The following is a 20,582-nucleotide window of genomic DNA, read 5'->3' as shown; positions in this document are numbered from 1 at the left end:
TCAGCCGTCGTCGTCCTCGCCGTAATAGCTGCCGATATAGTTCTCGAACTTGGTGTACTTGCCGAGGAAGGTCAGCCGGGTGGTGCCGATCGGGCCGTTACGTTGCTTGCCGATGATGATCTCGGCAATCCCCTTGTCGGGGGTGTCCTCGTGATAGACCTCATCGCGATAGATGAACACGATGAGGTCGGCATCCTGCTCGATGGCGCCCGACTCACGCAGGTCGGACATCACCGGGCGCTTGTTGGGACGCTGCTCGAGACTGCGGTTGAGCTGCGAGAGCGCGATCACCGGGACGTCGAGTTCCTTGGCCAGAGCCTTGAGCGAGCGCGAGATCGCCGAGATCTCGGTGGCGCGGTTCTCCCCCACCCCCGGAGCCTGCATCAGCTGCAGATAGTCGATCACGATCAGCGCCAGGTCGTCCTGTTCGCGCTTGAGCCGGCGCGCGCGCGCGCGCACTTCGGTCGGCGACAGCGCCGGTGTGTCGTCGATGAACATCTTCGCCGAGGCGAGGATATTGACCGCCGAAGTCAACCGCGGCCACTCGTCGTCCTCGAGCTTGCCGGTCCGCACCCGGTGCTGATCGATGCGCCCGAGCGAGGACATCATGCGCATCGCCAGCGAGTCGCCCGGCATCTCCATGCTGAACACCGCCACCGGGCGCTTCGACTGGATGGCGACGTGCTCGGCCATGTTCATCGCGAAGGTGGTCTTGCCCATCGACGGTCGCCCGGCGACGATCACCAGATCCGAGGGCTGCAGACCGGAGGTCATACCGTCGAAGTCGGTGAACCCGGTGGCCAGGCCGGTGATCGGCTCATCGCTCTGATAGAGGGTGTCGATCCGTTCGACGGCGAGGTTGAGCAACGATTTGATCGGCTGGAAACCACCGCCGCCGCGCGCCTGCTGCTCGGCGATCTCGAACACCTGACGCTCGGCGTCGTCGAGCAGCTCGGTGACCGGACGCCCCTGGCTGTCGTAACCGCTGTCGGCGATCGCGGTACCGGCGGCGATCATCTGACGCAACACCGAGGTGTCGCGCACGATCTGCGCATAGGCCTTGATGTTCGCCGCACTCGGGGTCTCGTTGACCAGGGTGGCGAGATAGGACAGCCCGCCGGCGGCCTCGAGCTGCTCGGAGCGCTCCAGGGTCTCGGCGAGGGTGACGACGTCGAAGGGCTGGTCGGATTCGGCGAGCCGAGCGATCGACTGGAAGATCAAGCGGTGCTCACGCCGATACAGGTCGGGGGCCGAGACCACATCGGCGACCCGATCCCAGGCACTGTTGTCGAGCATCAGACCACCGAGCAACGACTGCTCGGCGTGGAGGTTGTGCGGCGGCACCCGCACCCGATCCATGCCACCCTCGGCGGCGAGCGCGGCAAGCTCTTCGGTATCAGGGTCGAACATGAGGCCCCCGGAGGAAAGGATAACCGGCTCGGCGACGCTCGGGGAGGTTGATCAGGATCCGCTGGCGTGTCGTTCGAGCGGGGCTCGGACGCCCTGATTGTGGTGTCATGCACCAGGCGTTGGCAAGCGTGGTCCGCGACCATCCAAGGCCGCCCAGAGCAGGCGCGCGGGACAGCAACGACAGCACGATGGCGCAGAGACAACACAGGGGCGCAAAGCGCCCCTGTATCCACGCACAGGCCCCGGTGAGGGCAGAGCGAGCGGCGGACTCAGTCTTCCGGGACGACGTCGACCATGATGGTGGTATCGACATCGGCGTGCAGGTGCAGCGCGACCTCGTACTCACCGGTGGCGCGGAAGGCGCCGTTGGGCAGACGCACCTCGGACTTGTCGAGCGCGATACCGGCTGCGGTGACCGCCTCGGCGATATCGGCGGTGCCGACCGAGCCGAACAGACGACCCTCGTCACCGGCCTTGCGGGCGACGGTCACACGCATCTCCTCGAGTTCGGCCTTGCGCGCCTCGGCGGCGGCCAGCTGCTCGGCGGCGAGCTGCTCGAGTTCGGCGCGACGCGCCTCGAAGGCCTCCAGGTTCTCGGCGGTGGCGACCACGGCGAAGCCGCGCGGCACCAGGTAGTTACGACCGTAGCCCGGACGCACATTGACCTTGTCTCCGAGCGAGCCAAGACCACCAACGTTCTTCAGCAGAATGAGTTCCACGTGATATTTCCTCTTAAATCGTTCGTCGTCTGCATGCGATTCAAGCCTCAGCGCCGACGCGAGGGCAGGCGCGCTGCCCGGGCGCGGATGTCCACCCAGACATCGAGCAGACCGAGCGCGGCGACCACCACCGCCACCTGCGGCAACAGCACCAGCAGCACATAGAGCAGCACCAGCCAGCCCGTCCCCGAGCCACGCTGGACACGCAGCTGGTGGACCACCGCCAGGCCCTGGAGCAACAGCCCTACCCCGGCGACCAGCGCGAGATCGGCGAGCAGCCCCGGGCCTCGCACCAGCGCCCAGCCGGCGATCAGCAACAACGCCAGCAGCGCGAAGGCGCGGTGCAGGCGATAGGCCCTGAAGCCCTCGCCGAAACCGCCCGGGTTGTAGAGCTGCGCCTGCCACCAGCGGGCGAGGAACAGGGCGAGCACGACCTGGAAGGTCAGCGCCATGGCGAAGGCCCCGGTCATCCATCGCGCCAGCTCGCCGAACAGCGCAGCGCTGGCCGCCGCGCCATCGGGCTGGGCGGCCAGCGCCGCCTCGCGCATCAGCTCGAGCAGCCGCGCCCAGAAGGCGGCGGGGTCGCCGACGACGGCGTAGACCACCACCAGACCGAGCATCACCAGCAGGCTCGCGGACTCGACCGTGAGCGCCAGCGATCGGCTGTAGCGCAGCACCAGCGCCAGTCCCCAGATCGGCACCCAGAACAGCAGCAGCACCCCGAGCACCAGCAGCGGGGTCCCGAACACGAGACCGTAGAAGAGTCCCGCCCCCAGGGTCGCGAACAGCGCCACCAGGGCACCGCCGCGCGCGCCGTTGCGCAGGGTCACCAGGCCCACGGCCGCTGCGGCGACGACCCCGAACACCGGGATCATCACCGACAGCAGGGCCGAGGTGGCAGCCACCAGCGCAGCCTGCGAGGGGCCGCGCATGATGAAACTCGCCAGTGACTTCATCGCATCAGACCTGCAGCCGTGCCGCCACCGGTCTCAACCGAGCGGCGCCACGACGCGCCGGATCAATGACCGTCGGTGTAGGGCAGCAGGGCCAGGTAGCGCGCGCGCTTGACCGCCTGGGCGAGCTGGCGCTGGTACTTGGCCGAGGTACCGGTGATGCGGCTGGGCACGACCTTGCCGGACTCGCTGACATAGGCCTTCAGCAGGTTGAGATCCTTGTAGTCGATCTCGGTGATGCCTTCAGCGGTGAACCGGCAGTAACGCTTGCGTCGAAAGAATCGGGACATGATGTTCTCCAGTGCCTAGTGATCAGTCGTCGCGCTTGCTGGAAGCGCCCTCGTCCTCGCCCTCGGTCTTGGCCAGGGGCGAGGCCTCGGTGACGGCGCTGTCACGACGGATGATCATGTTGCGCAGCACTGCGTCATTGAAACGGAAGGCGCTCTCGAGTTCGTCGATCGCTTCCTGATCGCACTCGACGTTCATCAGCACATAGTGTGCCTTGTGCACCTTGTTGATCGGGTAGGCCAGCGGACGACGGCCCCAGTCCTCGAGACGGTGGATCTGACCACCGCGCTTCTCGAGGTTGGTCTTGTAACGCTCGACCATGCCGGGCACCTGCTCACTCTGGCTCGGGTGCACCAGGAAAACCACTTCGTAGTGTCGCATCTTGGCTCCTTACGGATTGGACAGCCTCCCGCCGCGCAGACTCGGCGCCGAGACGGTGAGGCAAGGAGTATCTTCGAGGATACGGAGAATCGATCATTGTACGCAAAATCAGGGGGCTTTGGAAACGAAAGATTGGTCGGGGGAAAGAGCCGACGGGGGATTGAACCGCCAAGGCGCCAAGGTCGCAAAGAAGAGCAGCGCCTCCAGCGATCAGCCTCCAGTCGCCAGTGGGTGTGCGCCCTCGACAACAACACGGTTTGCCGTCATCAACCGGTGCGCACGTCCTTGGCCCAGCGGTTGAGGACAGGCGACCACCGGCGGCCGGTTGGTGACAACTTGAACACCCCTTTGCGTTCTTTGCGGCTTGGCGGTTCAGTCTTCCGGTCGCTGGCCGCTACTCCTCGAGCAGCACCTGCTTGGCGGCGTTGATGCGCGCGGCCAGGTAGTCGGAGCCGCCGCGGTCGGGATGCAGACGTTGCATCAGCCGACGGTGGGCGGCGCGGATCTCGTCCGGCCCTGCGTCCGCGCCGAGCCCGAGGATGGCGCGCGCCTCGCTCGGGCTCGGTCGTCCCGAGCCGGCGCCACCGCTGCCGCCGCCCGCCCCGCTCCAACCGCGCGCCCGGGAGAGATAGGCCTCGAGCAGCCGCGCCGATTCCGCGTCGGATTCACGATAGAACTCGAGCATCCGCGCCAATGCCTCGCGATCGAGCGCGCTCAGTCGTCGCCCGGCGAAGGGACCGTCGAGCACCTGACCGTCGAGCGCACCACCATGCGCGTCGAGTTCGAGTTCGAGATAGCGGCTGTGCAACCTCGGCCCCTGATCGACACGCCCGATCCCCAACGCGGCCAGGACACGCTGCAACAGGGGCAACAGACGCGCCAGATGGGCGAAACGGGCCAGCACCGGGAGGGCCGCGCCGAGCGCGGCGAACAGCGGATTGAGTCGGCCGGTGGCGGCGGCCACCACCAGCAATCCGACCACGCCCCACAACACCCAGCCACGCAGCACGCGCGCGACCTCCGGCGCCGGCGTGCGCACGAACCAGCGCCAGACCCACCACGACAGGGCCAGCAGTGCGATCAGGACCAACAGACGGGCCATGCATCCTCCTCGGTTCGGGGTGTCGTCCGCACGAGTCAGACTCAATCAGCGGCGAAGAACTCCCGCACATCGGCGATGTCGCGGGTACGCGCCGTGCGCGGCAGACTGTCGAGAAAGGCGTACCCGTAGGAACGCGAGAGCAGTCGCGGGTCACAGACCACCAGCACGCCACGGTCCTCGCTGCCGCGGATCAGTCGCCCCGCCCCCTGCTTGAGCGCGATCACCGCCTGCGGCAACTGGTAGTCGCGGAACGGGTTGCCGCCGCGCTGGCGCAACGCCTCGATGCGCGCGGCGAGCACCGGGTCGCCGGGCGAGGCGAAGGGCAGCCGATCGATGAGCACGCAGGAGAGCGCCTCGCCACGCACGTCGACCCCCTCCCAGAAGCTCGAGGTGCCGAGCAGCACCGCGTTTCCCAGCTCGCGAAAACGCTCGAGCAGCTCGCCGCGCGGCGCCTGCCCCTGCACCAGCAACGGATAGTCGATCTGCCCGACCAGCCCGGCGGCGACCTCGCGCAACGCCCGGTGACTGGTGAACAGCAGGAAGGCGCGTCCACGACTGTAGCCGATCACCTCGCGGGCGAGCGCCAGCACCCGCTGGTTGTAGTCCGGTTCCGAGGGCTTGGACAGACCGCGGGGGACGAACCAGAGTGCCTGGCTGGAGTAGTCGAAGGGACTCTCCCAGCGCGCGGTCTCGGCCTCGTCGAGCCCGAGCCGGCGGACGAAGTGACCGAAGTCGTCGCCCACGGCCAGGGTCGCCGAGGTCAGCACCCAGGCGGTGCCGGGCCGCGCCATCTGGGCACGGAACACCCCGGAGACCTCGAGCGGGGTCTGGTGCAGACGGAAACCACGCCCCTGCGTCTCGAACCAGCGCACCACCCGCTCGTCGGGCTCACCGAGCAGAGTCTGCAGCCGCGCCAGCAGCTCGGTGGCGCGCTCGGCGCAGGCATCCAGCCCCTTGCCCCGCCCGCCGAGCGCGTCGAGTCCCGCACCGAGTGCGGTCAGGCGACGCACCAGGGTATCGAGCGCACGCAGCACCGCAGGCTCCTCCCCGAGCGCCTCCCAGGGACCGCGCCGCTCGCCACTGCCGAGCGCCAGGCGCAAGTCCTGCAGCACCCGGCGCACCCGGGCGCAGTGCTCCAGCAGCTCGGGGACGTCGCCCGCCTCGCGCTGGTACTCCAGCTCGGTGTCGCGCAGCAGATCGTGCAGCTGACGGCTGCTCAGCGCCATGCCGAAGAAGGTCGAGGCGGTGTCGGGCAGCTGGTGGGCCTCATCGAGGATGAAGCAGTCGGCGCCGGGCAGGATGTCGCCGAAACCCTCGTCCTTGAGTGCCAGATCGGCACAGAACAGATGATGGTTGACCACCACCAGGTCAGCGGCCTGGGCCTCGCGCCGGGCGGCGAGCAGATGGCAGGACTGCCACTGCGGACACTCTTGGCCGAGACAGTTGTCGGTGGTCGAGGTCACCAGCGGCCACACCGGACTCTCGTCCGGGAGCGGCAGCTCGGCGATGTCACCGCTGCGGGTATTAGCCGACCAGTCGCGCACCTGCTCGAGGTGTGCGCGCAACACCCGATCGTGACGCCCCGGCTCGTCGAGCGCGAGCCCCAGGCGGTGGACGCAGAGATAGTTCGCCCGCCCCTTGAGCAGGGCGGCGCGCAACGGCAGGCCGAGGGCGTCGCGGATCAGCGGCAGGTCGCGATGGAAGAGCTGGTCCTGGAGGTTGCGGGTACCGGTGGAGATCAGCACCTTGCGCCCGGAGAGGATCGCCGGGACCAGATAGGCGAAGGTCTTGCCGGTGCCGGTGCCGGCCTCGCACACCAGCACCCCGCCGCCGTCGATCACAGCGCCGACCCGCTCGGCCATCTCGCGCTGCGGCTGACGCGTCCGGAACCCCGGCACGCGGGCGCTCAACGGCCCGTCGTCGCCGAAGACCCGCGCAAGCTCCATGCGGTCCACCCTGGCCGTCGCCGTGCCCGTCGCGCTCAACCGCCGCTGGCGCGACGCTCGGCCTCGCTCGCACCGGCGGCGTCACCGGCACGCCGTCGCACATCGGCGATGATCAGCCAGTTGTCACGACGCACCGCAGCATCATCACCGGCGAGGTTGTTGGAGCGCGAGGCGAGATTGCCGGCCTGTCCGGTCTGTCCCTGCTCGAGTCGCACCCGCGCCAACCGATTCCACAGATAGGCCTGTTTGGGCGCGATGCGCAGCGAGCGCTCGAGCGAGGCGGCGGCGCCGGCATAGTCCCCGGACTGACGCTGACGCTCGGCCTGTCGCGCCAGGGCCTCGGCGGCGGCGGGCAGCTCGGGCGCGGTCACCGAGGAGATCGGCGCGGGCGCCGGTTGCACCGGCGGCTGCTGAGGCGAGGTCACCGCAGCGGTGCGCGGCGCCTCCGGCGGTGGCGGCGTGATCGCCGCAGGCGCGCTCGGACGCGCGCTCGGGGCGCTCGGGCGCTGTTCGACCGGTGCCGGCATCGGCACCGGAGATTGGGTCGGCGCCTCGGAGACCAGCGCCGGCACACCAGAGCCGGTCGGACCTGGCTCGGCAACCACCTCGGACGCCGGCAGCTGCGCCGGGTCGCGATAGGCATAGACCTCGGTCTGCGGCTCCGGGACCGCCGACTCCTCGGCGGCGGACTCGGCCGACTCCGGGGTCGGCGCCTGCTCGGGACGTGGTGTCACCCGAACCACGGGGGCGGGATCCCCCTGACGGGGTTGGCCGGCGCAGGCACTCAGCGCCAGGCCGGCGATCAGGATGATGAAGGCTCGCATCGTCAGTCGTAGAAATCGCTCATGAAGAGGTTCTGTTCCCTGGCGGGGCGTGAACGCTGGGGCTGCGCAGGCGGTTCATCCTGCGTCGGCCCCTCGGCCACGGCCTCGCCCTCCTGCTGCTCGGCCGACTCGTCGCCACCGCAACTGTCGGCGCTCGGGACATAGTCGGCGACATAAGGCATCTCGGCGCCATCGCAAACCTGCGCTGTCACCACGCCTTCCGGGCGCAGCGGCGCCAGCGGCTCGTTCTCGAGCTTGAGCATGAAGTCGCCCCACACCCGCAACGCGCCGCTACTCCCGGTCAGCCCCATCGGCTTGAAGTCATCGCGACCGACCCAGACCACGGCGACCTTGTCGCCCGAGAAGCCGGCGAACCAGCTGTCGCGCAGCCCGTTGGTGGTACCGGTCTTGCCGGCCATGCTCATGCCATCAGGGAGCTGACGCCCCAGCCAAGCGGCGGTACCGCGCTCGACCACCCGCTCCATCGCCCAGGTGGTGAGATAGGCGGCGTGCGGATCGACCACGGATTCGACGGCGAGCGGATAGCGGTTGAGCGGGCGCCCCTCGGCGTCGACCACCTCGCGGATCGCGCGCAACGGCGAGCGATAGCCGCCGGCGGCGATCGACTGGTAGACCTGGGCGACTTCCAGCGGCGAGAGGTTGACCGCGCCGAGCAGCATCGCCGGCACCGCCGAGATACGCCGCTGGGCACCGAGCCGATAGAGATTGTCGACCACCTCGTCGACGCCCAGATCCATACCGAGATTGACGGTGGCGAGGTTGAGCGAGCGCACCAGCCCCTCGTAGAGCGGCAGCTTGCCATAAACGCGATGGCTGTAGTTGCTCGGCTCCCAGCGCGACCCGGTGCCGTCGGGGATGCTCACCGCCTTGTCCTCGATGATGGTCGAGAGGCTGTAGCGCTCGGGGTGGGTGAGCGCAGTGAGATAGACCACCGGCTTGACCAGCGAGCCGATCGAGCGCACCGAGTCGAGCGCACGATTGAATCCGGCATAGGCCGAATCGCGTCCGCCGACCAGTGCCAGCACCTCGCCCTGGGCGACCGAGGTGACCACCGCCGCGGCCTCCAGTGAGCCCTTGCGTTTGCCGCGCGCCGACTCGATCGCCCCCAGGCGCTCCGGCACCGAACGCTCGACCGTGGTCTGGACCAGCGGATCGAGCGTGGTGAAGATGTTGAGCCCCTCGGAGCGCAGGTCCTCGTCGCGATAGTCGCGCTGCAGCTGACGCCGCACCAGAGTGATGAAGGCCGGATACTCACCGGCCGGACGCCCGCCGCCGTCGACCACCCCGAGCGGCGCGTCCTTGGCCGCGGCGGCGGTGGCGGCATCGACCACGCCGTCGCGCACCATGACGTCGAGCACCAGATTACGCCGCTTGAGCGCCGCCTCGGGACGACGTCGCGGATCGAGGCTCGAGGGCGCCTGCACCATGCCGACCAGCAGCGCGGTCTCGGCGACATCGAGATCGGCCAGCGACTTGTTGAAATAGAAGCGACTGGCCAGCCCGAAGCCGTGGATCGCGCGGCTGCCGTCCTGACCGAGATAGATCTCGTTGGCGTAGGCCTCGAGGATCTCGCCCTTGGTATAGCGGCGCTCGAGCAGCACCGCCATGAACGCCTCCTTGAGCTTGCGCTCGAGGGTGCGTTCGGCGGAGAGATAGAAGTTCTTCACCAGCTGCTGGGTCAGGGTACTGGCCCCCTCGACCACACCGCCGGCCATCAGGTTGCTGTAGGCGGCGCGGGCGATACCGCGCGGGTCGACCCCGAGGTGGCGCTCGAAGCTGCGATCCTCGACCGCATAGAGGGTGTGCACCAGCAGCTCGGGCAGCTCCTTGCGCCGCACCAGGATACGGTCCTCGTTGTGGGTCGGGTAGATGCTCGCGATCAGCATCGCATCGAGCCGCACCAGCGCCGGATCGGGACCGCCGTCGACGGCCTCCACCGCGCTCACCCGGTGATTGTCGAAGCGCACCCGCAGGCCACGGCTCGACTCGCGCCCGTCCCAGAAGCGGAAGGGGCGGGTACGCAGCACCAGCTGCTCGCCGTCACGGTCATAGCTGCCGGGGCTGTCGGGCGTGGCGAGGCGGCGATAGTTGAGCCGCTGCAGCTCCTGCTCGAACTCATCGGCGGTGAGCTGACGCCCGGCATAAAGCTCCAGCGGACGGGCATAGACGCGCGCCGGCAACGCCCAGCGCTGACCCTCGAACTTGGCGCGCACCACCCGATCGAGATGGATGCCGTAGAGGGTGGCGCCGAGCCCGACGGCGAGCGCGAGCAACAGCCCCACCCGGATCAGGAAACCGAGGACCTTGCCGCTACGCTTGCGCGGCGGACGACGACGGGTCTTGCGGGTCGCAGCCATGGACTCAGCCCCACCGCCGCGCCACGGCGCGGCGGATCGACTGGACGGGATTCGGCTGCTGGGATCGGGGCATCGCGGGCACGGGCTGTCCTGAGTCTCGCTGTAATCAGTTGCTTATGGTCCCATTTGCGGCGGCGGCGCACAACTGCGCGCGGCCAGCGGCCAGCGGCCAGCGGCCAGCGGCCAGCGGCCAGCGGCCAGCGGCCAGCGGGAGAGATTGAACCGCCAAGGCGCGAAGGACGCGAAGAGAAGCAGGGCTTCCAGCTGCCAGCCTCCAGGTGAGGAGGCTGGATTGCCTCGTACCGCCGCAGTTGATCGCAAACCGATACTGGAGGCTGCTTGCTGAAGGCTGGTCGCTTTCTTTGCGCCCTTCGTGCCTTGGCGGTTCAACCTTCTGGCCGCTGCAAGCCGAGCCGCCCCCGACGGCTCAGTTCTTGATCCCGATGCCGCGGCGCAGCAGGTGCAGGCTGTAGGCGGCAAGCGCGACGATGAAGGCGGCGATCATCGCAAAGGCGGTGCCGAGCGGGATGTCGCTGATGCCGAGCAGACCGTAGCGGAAGGCATTGACCATGTAGAGCACCGGATTGGCCATCGACACCCCCTGCCAGAACTCCGGCAGCAGCTCGATCGAGTAGAAGACCCCACCGAGATAGGTCAACGGGGTAAGCACGAAGGTGGGGATGATCGAGATGTCGTCGAAGCTGTTGGCATAGACCGCGTTGATGAAGCCGCCGAGCGCGAACAGCACCGCGGTCATCAGGAACACCAGCAGGGTGACGCCATAACTGTGCACCTCGATGTCGGTGAACAGCATCGCCACCACCATCACCGCCACGCCCACCACCATACCGCGCGCCGCGCCGCCGGCGACATAGCCGGCGAGGATCACCCAGTTGGGCGCCGGCGAGACCAACAGCTCCTCGATATAGCGCGAGAACTTGCTGCTGTAGAAGGACGAGACGACGTTGGAATAGGCGTTGGTGATCACGCTCATCAGCGCCAGACCGGGGACGATGAACTCCAGATAGGCGACCCCGTCCATCTCGCCGATGCGCTCACCGATCAGCCGACCGAAGATCACGAAATACAGGGTAGTGGTGATCACCGAGGGCAGGATGGTCTGCACCCAGATCCGCGAGAAGCGCAGGATCTCCTTGGTGAAGATGGTCTGGAAGGTGATCCAGTAGCGATAGGTCTCGACCATGATGCTCAGACCCCCTCGTCGGCGGGACGGCGCTCGACCATGTCGAGGAACAGTCGTTCGAGCCGATTCTGCTTGTTGCGCAGACTGATCACCTCGATGCCGTTGCGCGAGAGCGCCTCGAACAGCCCGTTGATGGTGTGATCGCGGTTCATCTCCACCTCCAGGGTGCAGTCGTCGAGATGCTGGAGGACGAAGCCGCCGAGTTCGGGCAGCTCGCTGACCTGCCCCTTGAGGTTGAGCACGAAGGTCTCGGTGTGCAGCTTGCCGAGCAGCGCCCCCATGGTCGAGCGTTCGACCAGCTCGCCGTGCTGGATGATGGCGATGTTGCGGCAGAGGCTCTCGGCCTCCTCCAGATAGTGGGTGGTGAGGATGATGGTGGTGCCCTCGGCGTTGAGTTCGCGCAGGAAGGACCACATCGAGCGACGGATCTCGATGTCGACCCCGGCGGTCGGCTCGTCGAGGATCAGCAGCCGCGGCTGGTGCACCAGTGCGCGGGCGATCATCAGCCGGCGCTTGAGCCCGCCGGAGAGTCGGCGCATCTCGGTGTCGCGCCGATCCCAGAGATCGAGCTGGCGCAGATAGCGCTCGGCGCGCACCTTGGCCTCGCGCCGCGGGATGCCGTAATAACCCGCCTGGTTGAGCACCACCTCGAACACCGGCAGGAAGAGGTTGAAGTTGAACTCCTGCGGCACCAGGCCGATGCACGACTTCACCCGCTCGGGGTCGTGATCGAGATCGTGACCGAAGACGCTGACCCGACCGCTGCTCTTGTTGACCAGCGACGAGAGGATGCCGATGAAGGTCGACTTGCCGGCCCCGTTGGGGCCGAGCAGCGCGAAGAAGTCACCCTCCTCGACCGTCAGGTCGACCCCCTTGAGCGCCTGGAAGCCGCCCTTGTAGGTCTTGGTGAGTTGCTGGACATCGAGTGCGAGCATGATGGAAGTCTGACGGATTGCGACCGAATGAGCGGCGGATCGACGATCCGCGCGAGGCGACCCGCCAACGACCGGGCCGGCGGATCTGGATAACCGACTACTCTAGCGGCGCGGGCCGCGCGCTCGCAAGCAGCGCCGCCAGTCGCCAGGGCGATTGAACCGCAAAGACCCAAAGGACACGAAGAAAGCGACCAGCCTTCAGCAAACAGCCTCCAGTGTCGATGCGGTCAACCGCGACGCGACGAGACAACCCTGCCCCCTCACCGGAGGCTGGCGGCTGGAAGCCCTTCCTCATCTTCGCGTTCTTGGCGCCTTGGTGGTTCACTCTATTCTGGTCGCTGGCGGCCGGAAACTGGCCGCTCGACGGCGGCTGACGCTCTAGCGCCGAGCGGCGATAATGAAGCGTTTGCCCCACGCCTCACGCCATGCTCGATACCGCACTCTGGCTGCTGCCGGTGGCGCTCGCCGCCGGCCTCGTCGACGCCGTCGCCGGCGGCGGCGGACTGATCACCATCCCGGCGCTGCTCTGGGCCGGACTCGGCCCGGTCGAGGCCCTGGCGACCAACAAGGCCCAGGCGGTCTTCGGCAGCGCCACCGCAACCATCCATTTCATCCGTCGCGGCGCCATCGCGCTGCGCGAGGCGCTACCCGCGGTGCTCCTCACTTTCATCGGCGCCGCAGCCGGCGCGGTGCTGGTGCAACACATCGACGCCACCGCGCTCGAGCACGCCATCCCGTTGCTGCTGATCGGCTTCGCGCTCTATTTCTGGTTCTCGCCCCGGGTCAGCGACATCGACTCGCACCAGCGCATCGGCCACGGCGCCTTCGCGCTCACTATCGGTCTCGGGGTCGGCTTCTACGACGGCGTCTTCGGGCCTGGCACCGGCACCTTCTTCGCCATCGCCTATGTATCCTTGCTCGGCTACAACCTGCGCCGGGCGACGGCGCACACCAAGCTGCTCAACTTCACCAGCAACCTCGCCGCGCTGCTCCTGTTCGTCAGCGGCGGCCACGTGCTCTGGGAGATCGCGCTGGTGATGGCCGGCGGACAGCTGGTCGGCGCCTGGATCGGCGCTCATCTGGTGCTGCGTCACGGCGCCGCGCTGGTGCGCCCGATCCTGGTGGTGGTGTCGATCGCGATCTCGGCGCGGCTGCTGTGGGAACAGGTGCTCGGCTGAACGGGCTCAGGCCGCGTTGCCGCTCTTGATATGGAGAGAGTAGAGCATGTCCTCATCGGCGATGTGGTCGATCAGCCAGTCCTGGGTGATGTCGAGCGCACGCTCGGCCAGGTCCTGGGTGGGACCGAACATCTGCAGCTCCTGCTCGAGGATATCGAGCCGGCGAAAGAAGGCAGCATGCTGTTGTAGGTGATCCTTGAGGTCCGGGTAGCCGTGCTCGGTCATGAACGCCTCCTCGGTAGAGAAGTGGCGCTCGGCGTACTCACGCATGAAGGACACGGCCCCCTCGACCGCCTCCTTGCCCTTGCGATCGAGGATCTCGTTGTAGAGCCGGTGCGAGGCCGCGAAGAAGCAGCGATGCTGCTCGTCGATCTCGGGGATACCGATGGAATAGACGTCGGACCATTCTTTCAGCATGGGGAATACCTGTGGGATGACACGGAGCGGACGTGGCGGCCGGGGCCACGCCGAAACAAACGCCGACTGTAGCCGAGGACGACGCCAGCCGCCAGCCGCCAGCCGCCAGCCGCCAGCCGCCAGCCGCCAGCCGCCAGCCGCCAGCATGGATTGAACCGCGAAGGCGCGAAGGGCGCAAAGCAAGTGAACGGTCTTCAGACCCGTAGGCCGGGCGAAGCGCGGCGTGCTCGGCGGAAAACCAGCGACCAGCGACCAGCGACCAGCGACCAGCGACCAGCGACCAGCGACCAGCGACCAGCGACCAGCGACCAGGGGATTGAACCGTGCAGGCGCGAAGGGCGCAAAGGGGAATAAGCCGCCAGCGATCAGCCACCAGTGAGTGCGGACCCGTGCCGCCTGTGGCCTCGCGCCGACATCACACGTCATTCATTGTGCGTGTTTCGCGGCTTTGCGGTTCAACCCTGATGGCTGGTGGCTGATCGCGGCTCAGCGCCCGGCGAGTGCCGCTTGGGACAACCACAGCAGCGCGGGCTCCTCGTCCTTGCCGAGTTCGCCGTCGCGCAGGAAGATCGCGCCGTCGGCCACCGCCAGCTGACGCACCCCGCCGCTGTCGCGGACCTCGCCCTCGCGGTGCAGGCTGTCGCCACGCGTCGCGACCCGAGCGGCGATCCAATCACCGAGCTGTCGATGATAGGCGCGGCGATAGACCAGCTTGGTCGCACGCAGCTGACCGTCGCGGAAGAAGAAGGTCACCGCCGAGGCCGGCATCTGGTTGAAGCTGCCGATCGGGGCGCCGCACAACCGGTCGCCATAGGGGTTGGGACCATCGGCGCACTGCAGCTCGAGATCCGCGAAGGTCTCGCGCAACCGCGCCTCGGTCAGAGCGCTGTCGAAGGCCTCGATCGCGGCGTTGAACTCGCTCTTGCCGAGCACGTACATCAACGCCAGGTCGGTGCGACGTTTACCATCCTCGGTAAAGCTCAGCCAGAAGAACGGCCCGAACACCAGGGCCAGCATCAGCAGCGTCTTGTAGGTCTTGGGGAGTTTCAGATCGTTCTTGTTCATGCTCGGGCATTCTACGGGAATGCATCCGCACGCGGGCAGGCAATCGTCCACTCGGCGAGGACGCCCGATCTGTTGGGTCACGAGAGCTGGAGCAGCGTGCAAGGACAAGAACGGCTTCCAGCGATCAGCATTCAGCCTCCAGTCGGGGAGGCTGGTGTGCAGGATCGGCGATTGACGGGCAAGACGCTATCTTGGCGGTTCGGCGGTTCAATCCTCTGCTCGCTGAACGCCTCGTGTCCCCAAGGATTCGTCATCGGATATTCACCTTTCTCTGGTGTACTTGCGCCGCTGATCCGATCCTCCGACCCCCGGTCGATGATCGCGGCATCGCGAACATCCTGCGCCACGCCTGTCACGCCAAAGACTTCGCGCCAGTCGATGTCCGCGCTCCCTTTGACGTACCCGACCTCGACATAATGACTATCAGACGCAGCGTCACTCTCGTTGCCATTCTCGTCACCCTGCTCGTCGCAGGCGCCCTGACTCTGATCGCGCAGTTCAACCAGACCCAGCTCGAGACGCGCGTCGCCGACGCGATCGACACCGGCAAGGGCATGGTCTGGCGGATGGTGAGCGAGCAACTGCTCGAGCACATGGCCGGCGGGGTCGATGAGATCGCGCGCGACTTCCCCTTGCGCCAGGCACTCAGGTCCGGTGACCGCGAGGCGCTGGAGCGCGCGCGCGACTCACTGCTCAACCTGCTCGGCGATCTCGGCTATTTCGACCAGCTCTATCTGCTCGACGGCGATGGCACGCTGCTGCTCGCCCCCGCGGCGCATACCCGCGCGCCCGAGGCCGGCGTGCGCCTGGCCCAGCGCGCGGCCAGCGCCGGAGCCGCGCAGCAAGGCATCGACCTCGGTGCCGAGGGCATCCCGATGGCGCTCCATGCGCTCCCACTGGAGTTCCGGCACGAGCTGGTCGGGGTCGCGCTGTTCGAGCGCGCACTCGGCGATGCGCTGACACGCTTCAGGCGAATCGACGGCGCCGAGGTCTATCTCAGCGATGCCGACGGCCGCATGCTCGCCGGCACCGATCCCGCGCTGTACGAGACGACCGCACCGCCGGCGCAACCACTCACCGAGCACGGCCTCTCGCGCCGCATCACCGATGGCGGGGTCTATGGCGTGGCCACCCGCCCGATCCTCGGCATCGACGAGGCTCCGATCGCCCACCTGACGACCATCGCCGACCAGAGCACCGCCTATCATGCCGAGCAACGCCTGCAACTCGCCGCCTACGGCACGCTGACGCTGGTGCTGGCGCTCGCCAGCGGCGGCATCTTTCTCTACGTCAAGCACGCGCTGCGCCCGCTCGGCACGGCGCTGGAGACGGTCTCGGCGCTCGCCGAGGGCGATCTCAACGCACGCTTCCCACACGCCCGCAACGACGAGGTCGGCCAGCTGATGACGGCGCTGCAGGCGATGACCGAGCGCATGCGCGACATCATCTCCCACCTCCACCAGGCCAGCCACGAGCTGCACGCCTCGGCCGGCGACATGGCCAACCTGTCGCAACAGAGCAAGGGACAGTTCGACCGCCAGCGTGCCGAGACCCACCAGGTCGACGATGCCATCAACCAGCTGGCGTTCTCGGCCCATCAGGTCGCCGAGCACACCACCGCAGCGGCCGACGCGACAGGCGAGGCGCGGGCGCGGATCGACGCCGGACGGCAGATCCTCGAGCAGACCACGGCAGTGGTCGAACAGCTCACCGAGGAGATCGGTCACGCCGCCGAGGTCGTCGACGGACTGGCCGGACACAGCCAGTCGGTCGGCAACGTGCTCGAGGTGATCCGCACCATCTCGGCGCAGACCAACCTGCTCGCGCTCAACGCCTCGATCGAGGCTGCGCGCGCCGGCGAGCACGGTCGCGGCTTCGCGGTCGTCGCCGACGAGGTGCGCCAGCTCGCACAGCGCACCGAGCAGTCGATCGGCGAGATCGAGGGACTGATCGGCTCGTTGCAGTCGAGCGCCGAGGAGGCGGTGAGCGTGATCCACGACAACCGCGACCGCGCCCGCGAGAGCATCGCGCGCTACCGCGACGCGGCCGAGGAGTTCGACGGCTTCTACGGCTCGCTCGAGCAGCTGACCGAGATGACTGAGCAGATCTCCCAGGCCGCCGACGAACAGAGCCGGATGGCCGAGGAGGTCACCCGCGCGCTCGAGCGCATCACCCTGCTCGCGCGCGAGAGCGCCGAGGCGGCCAACGACGGCTTCGCCCACAGCCACCACCTCAGCAACCTGTCGCAAGGCCTCACCGAACGCGTCACCTTCTTCCGGGTCCAGGGATGAATCAGCGTACCCATCGCCAGCCGAGCGCCCCCGCAGCCGCCGAGACCTGGCTCGCGCAGGCCAGCGACACACTGCGCTACGCGCTGCAGCCGATCGTCAACATCCACACCGGTTGCGTCTACGGCTACGAGGCGCTGCTGCGCGGGATCGACCGACTCGGCTTCGACACCGTCCCGGCACTGCTCGAACACGCCTGGCGACTCGGCTGCGCCGCGGCGCTCGATCGTGAGCTGCGGACCCTGGCGATCGCCAGCTTCGCCGCGCTGCCCGAGGCGTCGCGTTACCGGCTGTTCTTCAATCTCGACCCGCAGCTGATCGAACTCGAGGATCCGGGCCACACCCTGCGCCTGCTCGAACAACACGGCCTGCCACCCGAGGCGGTCTGCTTCGAACTCTCCGAGCGCGCCGACCTCACCGCCAGCCCACGAGTGGCCGAGGTGATCGCCGCCTATCGCCGTCACCGCTTCCATCTCGCCATCGACGATTTCGGCAGTGGTTATGCCGGGTTGCGACTGCTCTACGAGCACCCGCCGGAGCTGCTCAAGATCGACCGCTTCTTCGTCAGCGGCATCGCCGACGACCACAAGAAGCGCCTGTTCGTCGCCAGCACCGTGCAGCTGGCCCATGTGATGGGCATCGCGGTGATCGCCGAGGGGGTGGAGACCGAGCGCGAGCTGCTCGCCTGTCGCGAAGTCGGCTGCGACCTGGTGCAGGGCTATCTGGTCGCCCGCCCGCAGACCGATCACCGCGCGCTGCGCACCCGCTACCGTGGGATCGCCAGGGTCAACGCCAGCGACCGGCGACGCACCGATGACGATCGCAGTCTGATCGCCGCCTGTATCGAACCGATCCGGCCACTACCGGTCGATGCCGAGATCGGCGCGATGATCGAGGCCTTCCGTCACGACCGCACGCACCATGTACTGCCGGTGGTCGATCACGCCGAGCGCCCGCTCGGGCTGATCCACGAGGCCGACATCAAGGATGTGCTCTATTCGAACTATGGTCGCGACCTGCTGCTCAATCGTGCCTTCGGACGCAGCCTGCACGACTTCCTGCGCCCCTGCCCGACGGTCGACATCCACGACTCGGCCGAGCGGTTGCTCGGCGCCTACTGCGCCGACGTCAACCCCGCGGGGCTGATCCTCACCCGCGACGCGCGCTATCACGGCTTCATCTCGGCGACCGCGCTGCTCCAGCTAATCGAGCAGAAGAACCTCGCCGCCGCCCGCGAGCAGAACCCGCTGACCCGGCTGCCGGGCAACAACCCGGTCTATGCCTATGTCTCACACGCACTCGGCGAGCGGCACCGCACCTGGCACCTGGTCTATCTCGACTTCGACAACTTCAAGGCCTTCAACGACCATTACGGCTTTCGCCGCGGCGACCGCGCGATCCTGATGTTCGCCGAACTGCTGCGCAAGCTGCTCGGTCCCGAGCACTGGTTCATCGGCCATATCGGTGGCGACGACTTCTTCGCCGGCATCGCCGATGTCGAGTCCGGCGTCGTGGTCCGCCGCATCGAGCAGCTGCTCGCCAAGTTCCGCTCTGACGTGCAGAGCCTCTACGATCCCGAGGATCGCGCCCGCGGCTGTATCCACGCCCACGACCGCGACGGCACCCCGCGCCGCGCCGCGCTGATGCGTTGCAGCGCCGCACTGCTGACCATCCGCCCCGGCGATCACCACGGCAGCGTCGAGCAGCTCGGTCAGACCATCGCCGAACTCAAGCATCGCGCCAAGGCCAGCGCGTCCGGGTTGTTCGTCGGTCCGCACGGATCGCGCCATCTCCGCGCCAGACATACCACCCCCCCCGGGAAACGGCGCGCCGGGCTCTTCCCCAACCCCTATCTGGCGGCGCTCAACTAGCGCGCTCGTCGCCGTTCGTGGTGCGCTCCGCCTCGTTGTGAACCGGGTCGGGCAGCGGCTCGTCGAGCAGCTGCAACAGCGTCGCCAGCGACTCGCTGGCATGCCGCAGCGTCGCCCGCTCGCGCCTGCGCTCGGCGCGGCTCGCCGCCACCGGGGCACGCGCCAGGGTGCGGATACGCTCGAGCTGCTGCATGCAGCGTGCGCGCACCGTCCGCAACCGCCGGGCACGCTCGCGGATGGTGCGTCGCAGCCGCGCGCGCGTCGTGTCCTCTGACTCCGGGGTCGCGGCCAGCTGCAGGTCGCGCAACGCGACCGCCTCGGCCATGGCGTTGCGCCACCAATGCGCGAAGGTCGCACGATGATCGGCCAAGGCATTGAGCGAGCAGGCCATGGCGTCGATCTCGTCGCGCGCGCCGGGACGGGTGGGGATGCGCTGGTGGGGATTTTCATAGGTCAGGCGATCGAGCAGCCCGGCCATCTCGCGCACCGGGCGCACCAGACGCGCGGTGAACACCAGCGCCAGCAGGGTCCCGACGAGGGTGGCGATGAGCGCCAGATAGAGGCTGCGCCGCGCCCGCTCGGCCGAGGCCGCATCGATCCCCCGCACCGTCTCATCGAGCCGGGCACGGGCCTCGGCGAGCGCGGTCTCGACCAACGGCGTGACCGCAGCCGCGGCCTGGTCCATCTGCTCGCGCAACACGGCGATCCGCCGATCCTGCTCAAGCAACGCGCGGAAGTCGCGCAGATAGTCGCCGAGCAGTTGCTCGAGGCTGCTACGCGCCCCGCGCTCCAGGTCAGCGGCGGCGAGACCCTGTGCCAGCGTCTCGGCGATGCGCTCAACCATCACCGCATAGCCCGCCTCGCCGCGCAGCAGGTAGTCCTTCTCGCGTCGACGCAGCTGCAGCAGCTCACGCTCGAGCGCCGGGACCCATTGCCCCAGACGCGCCTCCAGCGCGTGGGCGCTGGCACGGAAGTCGCCCTGGAGACCGCTGTCGTGATCGAGCCCGCGCCGGCGCCAGCCCGCCTCGACCTCACCGAAACGCGCCAGATAGTCGGAGAGCGCCGCGCGGATCCGCGCAGCGGCAGCGCCGGCTGGGGCGTCGGTCGCCGCCAGCCGCGCGCCCCAGTCGAGCAGCGCCGCGCCCTCGCGCCGCACCCGTTCAGCCTGTGCCGGCTCGCGCGCGGCGAGGAACCGCGCCTCGGCGTCGCGCAACGCGATCAGGTGACGCTCGATGGCGAAGGCCGCCTCCTGGCGCATCGCGGCGAGCGCGTGCAGATCGCGGTGTTGCTCGAGCACCGCGCGCAGGTTGCGCTGATCGTGCCAGATCACCGCGAGGAAAATCAGGGCCACCGCCCCGAAGCCGAGGACGAGCTTCTCGCCGATTCGCAACCGACCTGCAATCTGGTTCAATGCACCGCCTCCATCATCGACCGTATGACCTGGAGAACGCGGACCATGTCCACGCGGCCCGCTATCATGCGCGACCTTGTACCAAAAAGATGGCGACCCGATAGCCGTTTTTTGCCACTATGTCGCCGGCCGTAACCTGAATGTCATCCAATGCTCGACGCGTCCTGGTCGCGACATCCAGTCGCCGTCCGGCGCGATCGCCGTTCATCGGC

At 68.0% G+C, this 20,582-nt stretch carries 17 protein-coding genes; 3 read left to right on the top strand and 14 right to left on the bottom strand.

Annotated elements, in window-relative coordinates; genetic code table 11:
- The 11 genes from dnaB to MARPU_RS02075 all read right to left on the bottom strand — a co-directional run bounded on the left by dnaB (position 1) and on the right by MARPU_RS02075 (position 12,140).
- Complete coding sequence (dnaB, locus tag MARPU_RS02125) at positions 1 to 1,410, bottom strand: replicative DNA helicase (RefSeq protein WP_005222410.1); 1,410 nt, start codon at positions 1,408 to 1,410, stop codon at positions 1 to 3.
- Between the two features lie 269 nt (positions 1,411 to 1,679).
- Positions 1,680 to 2,129, bottom strand: a complete 450-nt coding sequence (gene rplI / locus MARPU_RS02120) for a 50S ribosomal protein L9 (RefSeq protein WP_005222409.1) — start codon at positions 2,127 to 2,129, stop codon at positions 1,680 to 1,682.
- A gap of 47 nt (positions 2,130 to 2,176) precedes the next feature.
- Complete coding sequence (locus tag MARPU_RS02115; protein ID WP_005222408.1) at positions 2,177 to 3,085, bottom strand: DUF2232 domain-containing protein; 909 nt, start codon at positions 3,083 to 3,085, stop codon at positions 2,177 to 2,179.
- 62 nt (positions 3,086 to 3,147) lie between these two features.
- Positions 3,148 to 3,372, bottom strand: coding sequence for a 30S ribosomal protein S18 (rpsR, locus tag MARPU_RS02110; RefSeq protein WP_005222396.1), 225 nt, complete (start codon positions 3,370 to 3,372; stop codon positions 3,148 to 3,150).
- A gap of 22 nt (positions 3,373 to 3,394) precedes the next feature.
- On the bottom strand, positions 3,395 to 3,751 hold the full coding sequence (gene rpsF / locus MARPU_RS02105) for a 30S ribosomal protein S6 (RefSeq protein WP_005222394.1): 357 nt from the start codon (positions 3,749 to 3,751) through the stop codon (positions 3,395 to 3,397).
- A 394-nt stretch (positions 3,752 to 4,145) separates the two neighbouring features.
- The gene (locus MARPU_RS02100) at positions 4,146 to 4,853 is read right to left on the bottom strand and encodes a J domain-containing protein (RefSeq protein WP_005222392.1); all 708 of its coding nucleotides are present in this window, start codon (positions 4,851 to 4,853) and stop codon (positions 4,146 to 4,148) included.
- 41 nt (positions 4,854 to 4,894) lie between these two features.
- Entirely contained in the window at positions 4,895 to 6,799 is a 1,905-nt protein-coding gene (locus tag MARPU_RS02095; RefSeq protein WP_005222391.1) for an ATP-dependent DNA helicase, read from the bottom strand.
- Positions 6,800 to 6,834: 35 nt separating this feature from the next.
- Positions 6,835 to 7,623 (bottom strand): tetratricopeptide repeat protein, encoded by a 789-nt coding sequence (locus tag MARPU_RS02090; RefSeq protein WP_005222390.1) that lies wholly within the window; start codon positions 7,621 to 7,623, stop codon positions 6,835 to 6,837.
- A gap of 2 nt (positions 7,624 to 7,625) precedes the next feature.
- Complete coding sequence (gene mrcB / locus MARPU_RS02085) at positions 7,626 to 10,001, bottom strand: penicillin-binding protein 1B (RefSeq protein ID WP_005222388.1); 2,376 nt, start codon at positions 9,999 to 10,001, stop codon at positions 7,626 to 7,628.
- Between the two features lie 427 nt (positions 10,002 to 10,428).
- Positions 10,429 to 11,205 carry an ABC transporter permease gene (locus tag MARPU_RS02080; RefSeq protein ID WP_005222385.1) on the bottom strand — a complete coding sequence of 259 codons (777 nt, stop codon included), beginning with the start codon at positions 11,203 to 11,205 and terminating at the stop codon, positions 10,429 to 10,431.
- 5 nt (positions 11,206 to 11,210) lie between these two features.
- Positions 11,211 to 12,140 carry an ABC transporter ATP-binding protein gene (locus MARPU_RS02075; protein ID WP_005222383.1) on the bottom strand — a complete coding sequence of 310 codons (930 nt, stop codon included), beginning with the start codon at positions 12,138 to 12,140 and terminating at the stop codon, positions 11,211 to 11,213.
- Positions 12,141 to 12,565: 425 nt separating this feature from the next.
- On the opposite strand from MARPU_RS02075, the gene MARPU_RS02070 reads away from it, so the two are divergent.
- Positions 12,566 to 13,318 (top strand): TSUP family transporter, encoded by a 753-nt coding sequence (locus MARPU_RS02070; protein ID WP_005222382.1) that lies wholly within the window; start codon positions 12,566 to 12,568, stop codon positions 13,316 to 13,318.
- A gap of 6 nt (positions 13,319 to 13,324) precedes the next feature.
- Here the strand turns inward: MARPU_RS02070 and MARPU_RS02065 are convergent, their stop codons facing one another.
- Positions 13,325 to 13,735, bottom strand: a complete 411-nt coding sequence (locus tag MARPU_RS02065; RefSeq protein WP_005222380.1) for a bacteriohemerythrin — start codon at positions 13,733 to 13,735, stop codon at positions 13,325 to 13,327.
- 486 nt (positions 13,736 to 14,221) lie between these two features.
- Positions 14,222 to 14,800: a hypothetical protein gene (locus tag MARPU_RS02060; protein ID WP_005222378.1), complete on the bottom strand. Its 579-nt coding sequence runs from the start codon at positions 14,798 to 14,800 to the stop codon at positions 14,222 to 14,224.
- A gap of 416 nt (positions 14,801 to 15,216) precedes the next feature.
- Between MARPU_RS02060 and MARPU_RS02055 the strand changes: the two genes are divergently transcribed.
- A complete protein-coding gene (locus tag MARPU_RS02055; RefSeq protein WP_005222376.1) occupies positions 15,217 to 17,091 on the top strand; it encodes a methyl-accepting chemotaxis protein in 1,875 nt (624 codons plus the stop codon).
- A complete protein-coding gene (locus MARPU_RS02050) occupies positions 17,088 to 18,959 on the top strand; it encodes a GGDEF domain-containing protein (protein WP_005222374.1) in 1,872 nt (623 codons plus the stop codon). Before MARPU_RS02055 ends, MARPU_RS02050 begins: the two co-directional genes overlap by 4 nt.
- Here MARPU_RS02050 and MARPU_RS02045 read toward each other — a convergent pair.
- Positions 18,952 to 20,370, bottom strand: coding sequence for a HAMP domain-containing protein (locus MARPU_RS02045; protein ID WP_005222365.1), 1,419 nt, complete (start codon positions 20,368 to 20,370; stop codon positions 18,952 to 18,954). The two genes, MARPU_RS02050 and MARPU_RS02045, sit on opposite strands and share 8 nt — an antisense overlap.
- Between the last annotated feature and the right edge of the window lie 212 nt (positions 20,371 to 20,582).

Source organism: Marichromatium purpuratum 984 (genome assembly GCF_000224005.2).
Classification (GTDB): Bacteria; Pseudomonadota; Gammaproteobacteria; order Chromatiales; family Chromatiaceae; genus Marichromatium; species Marichromatium purpuratum.
This window is presented reverse-complemented; position numbering and strand designations above follow the sequence as displayed.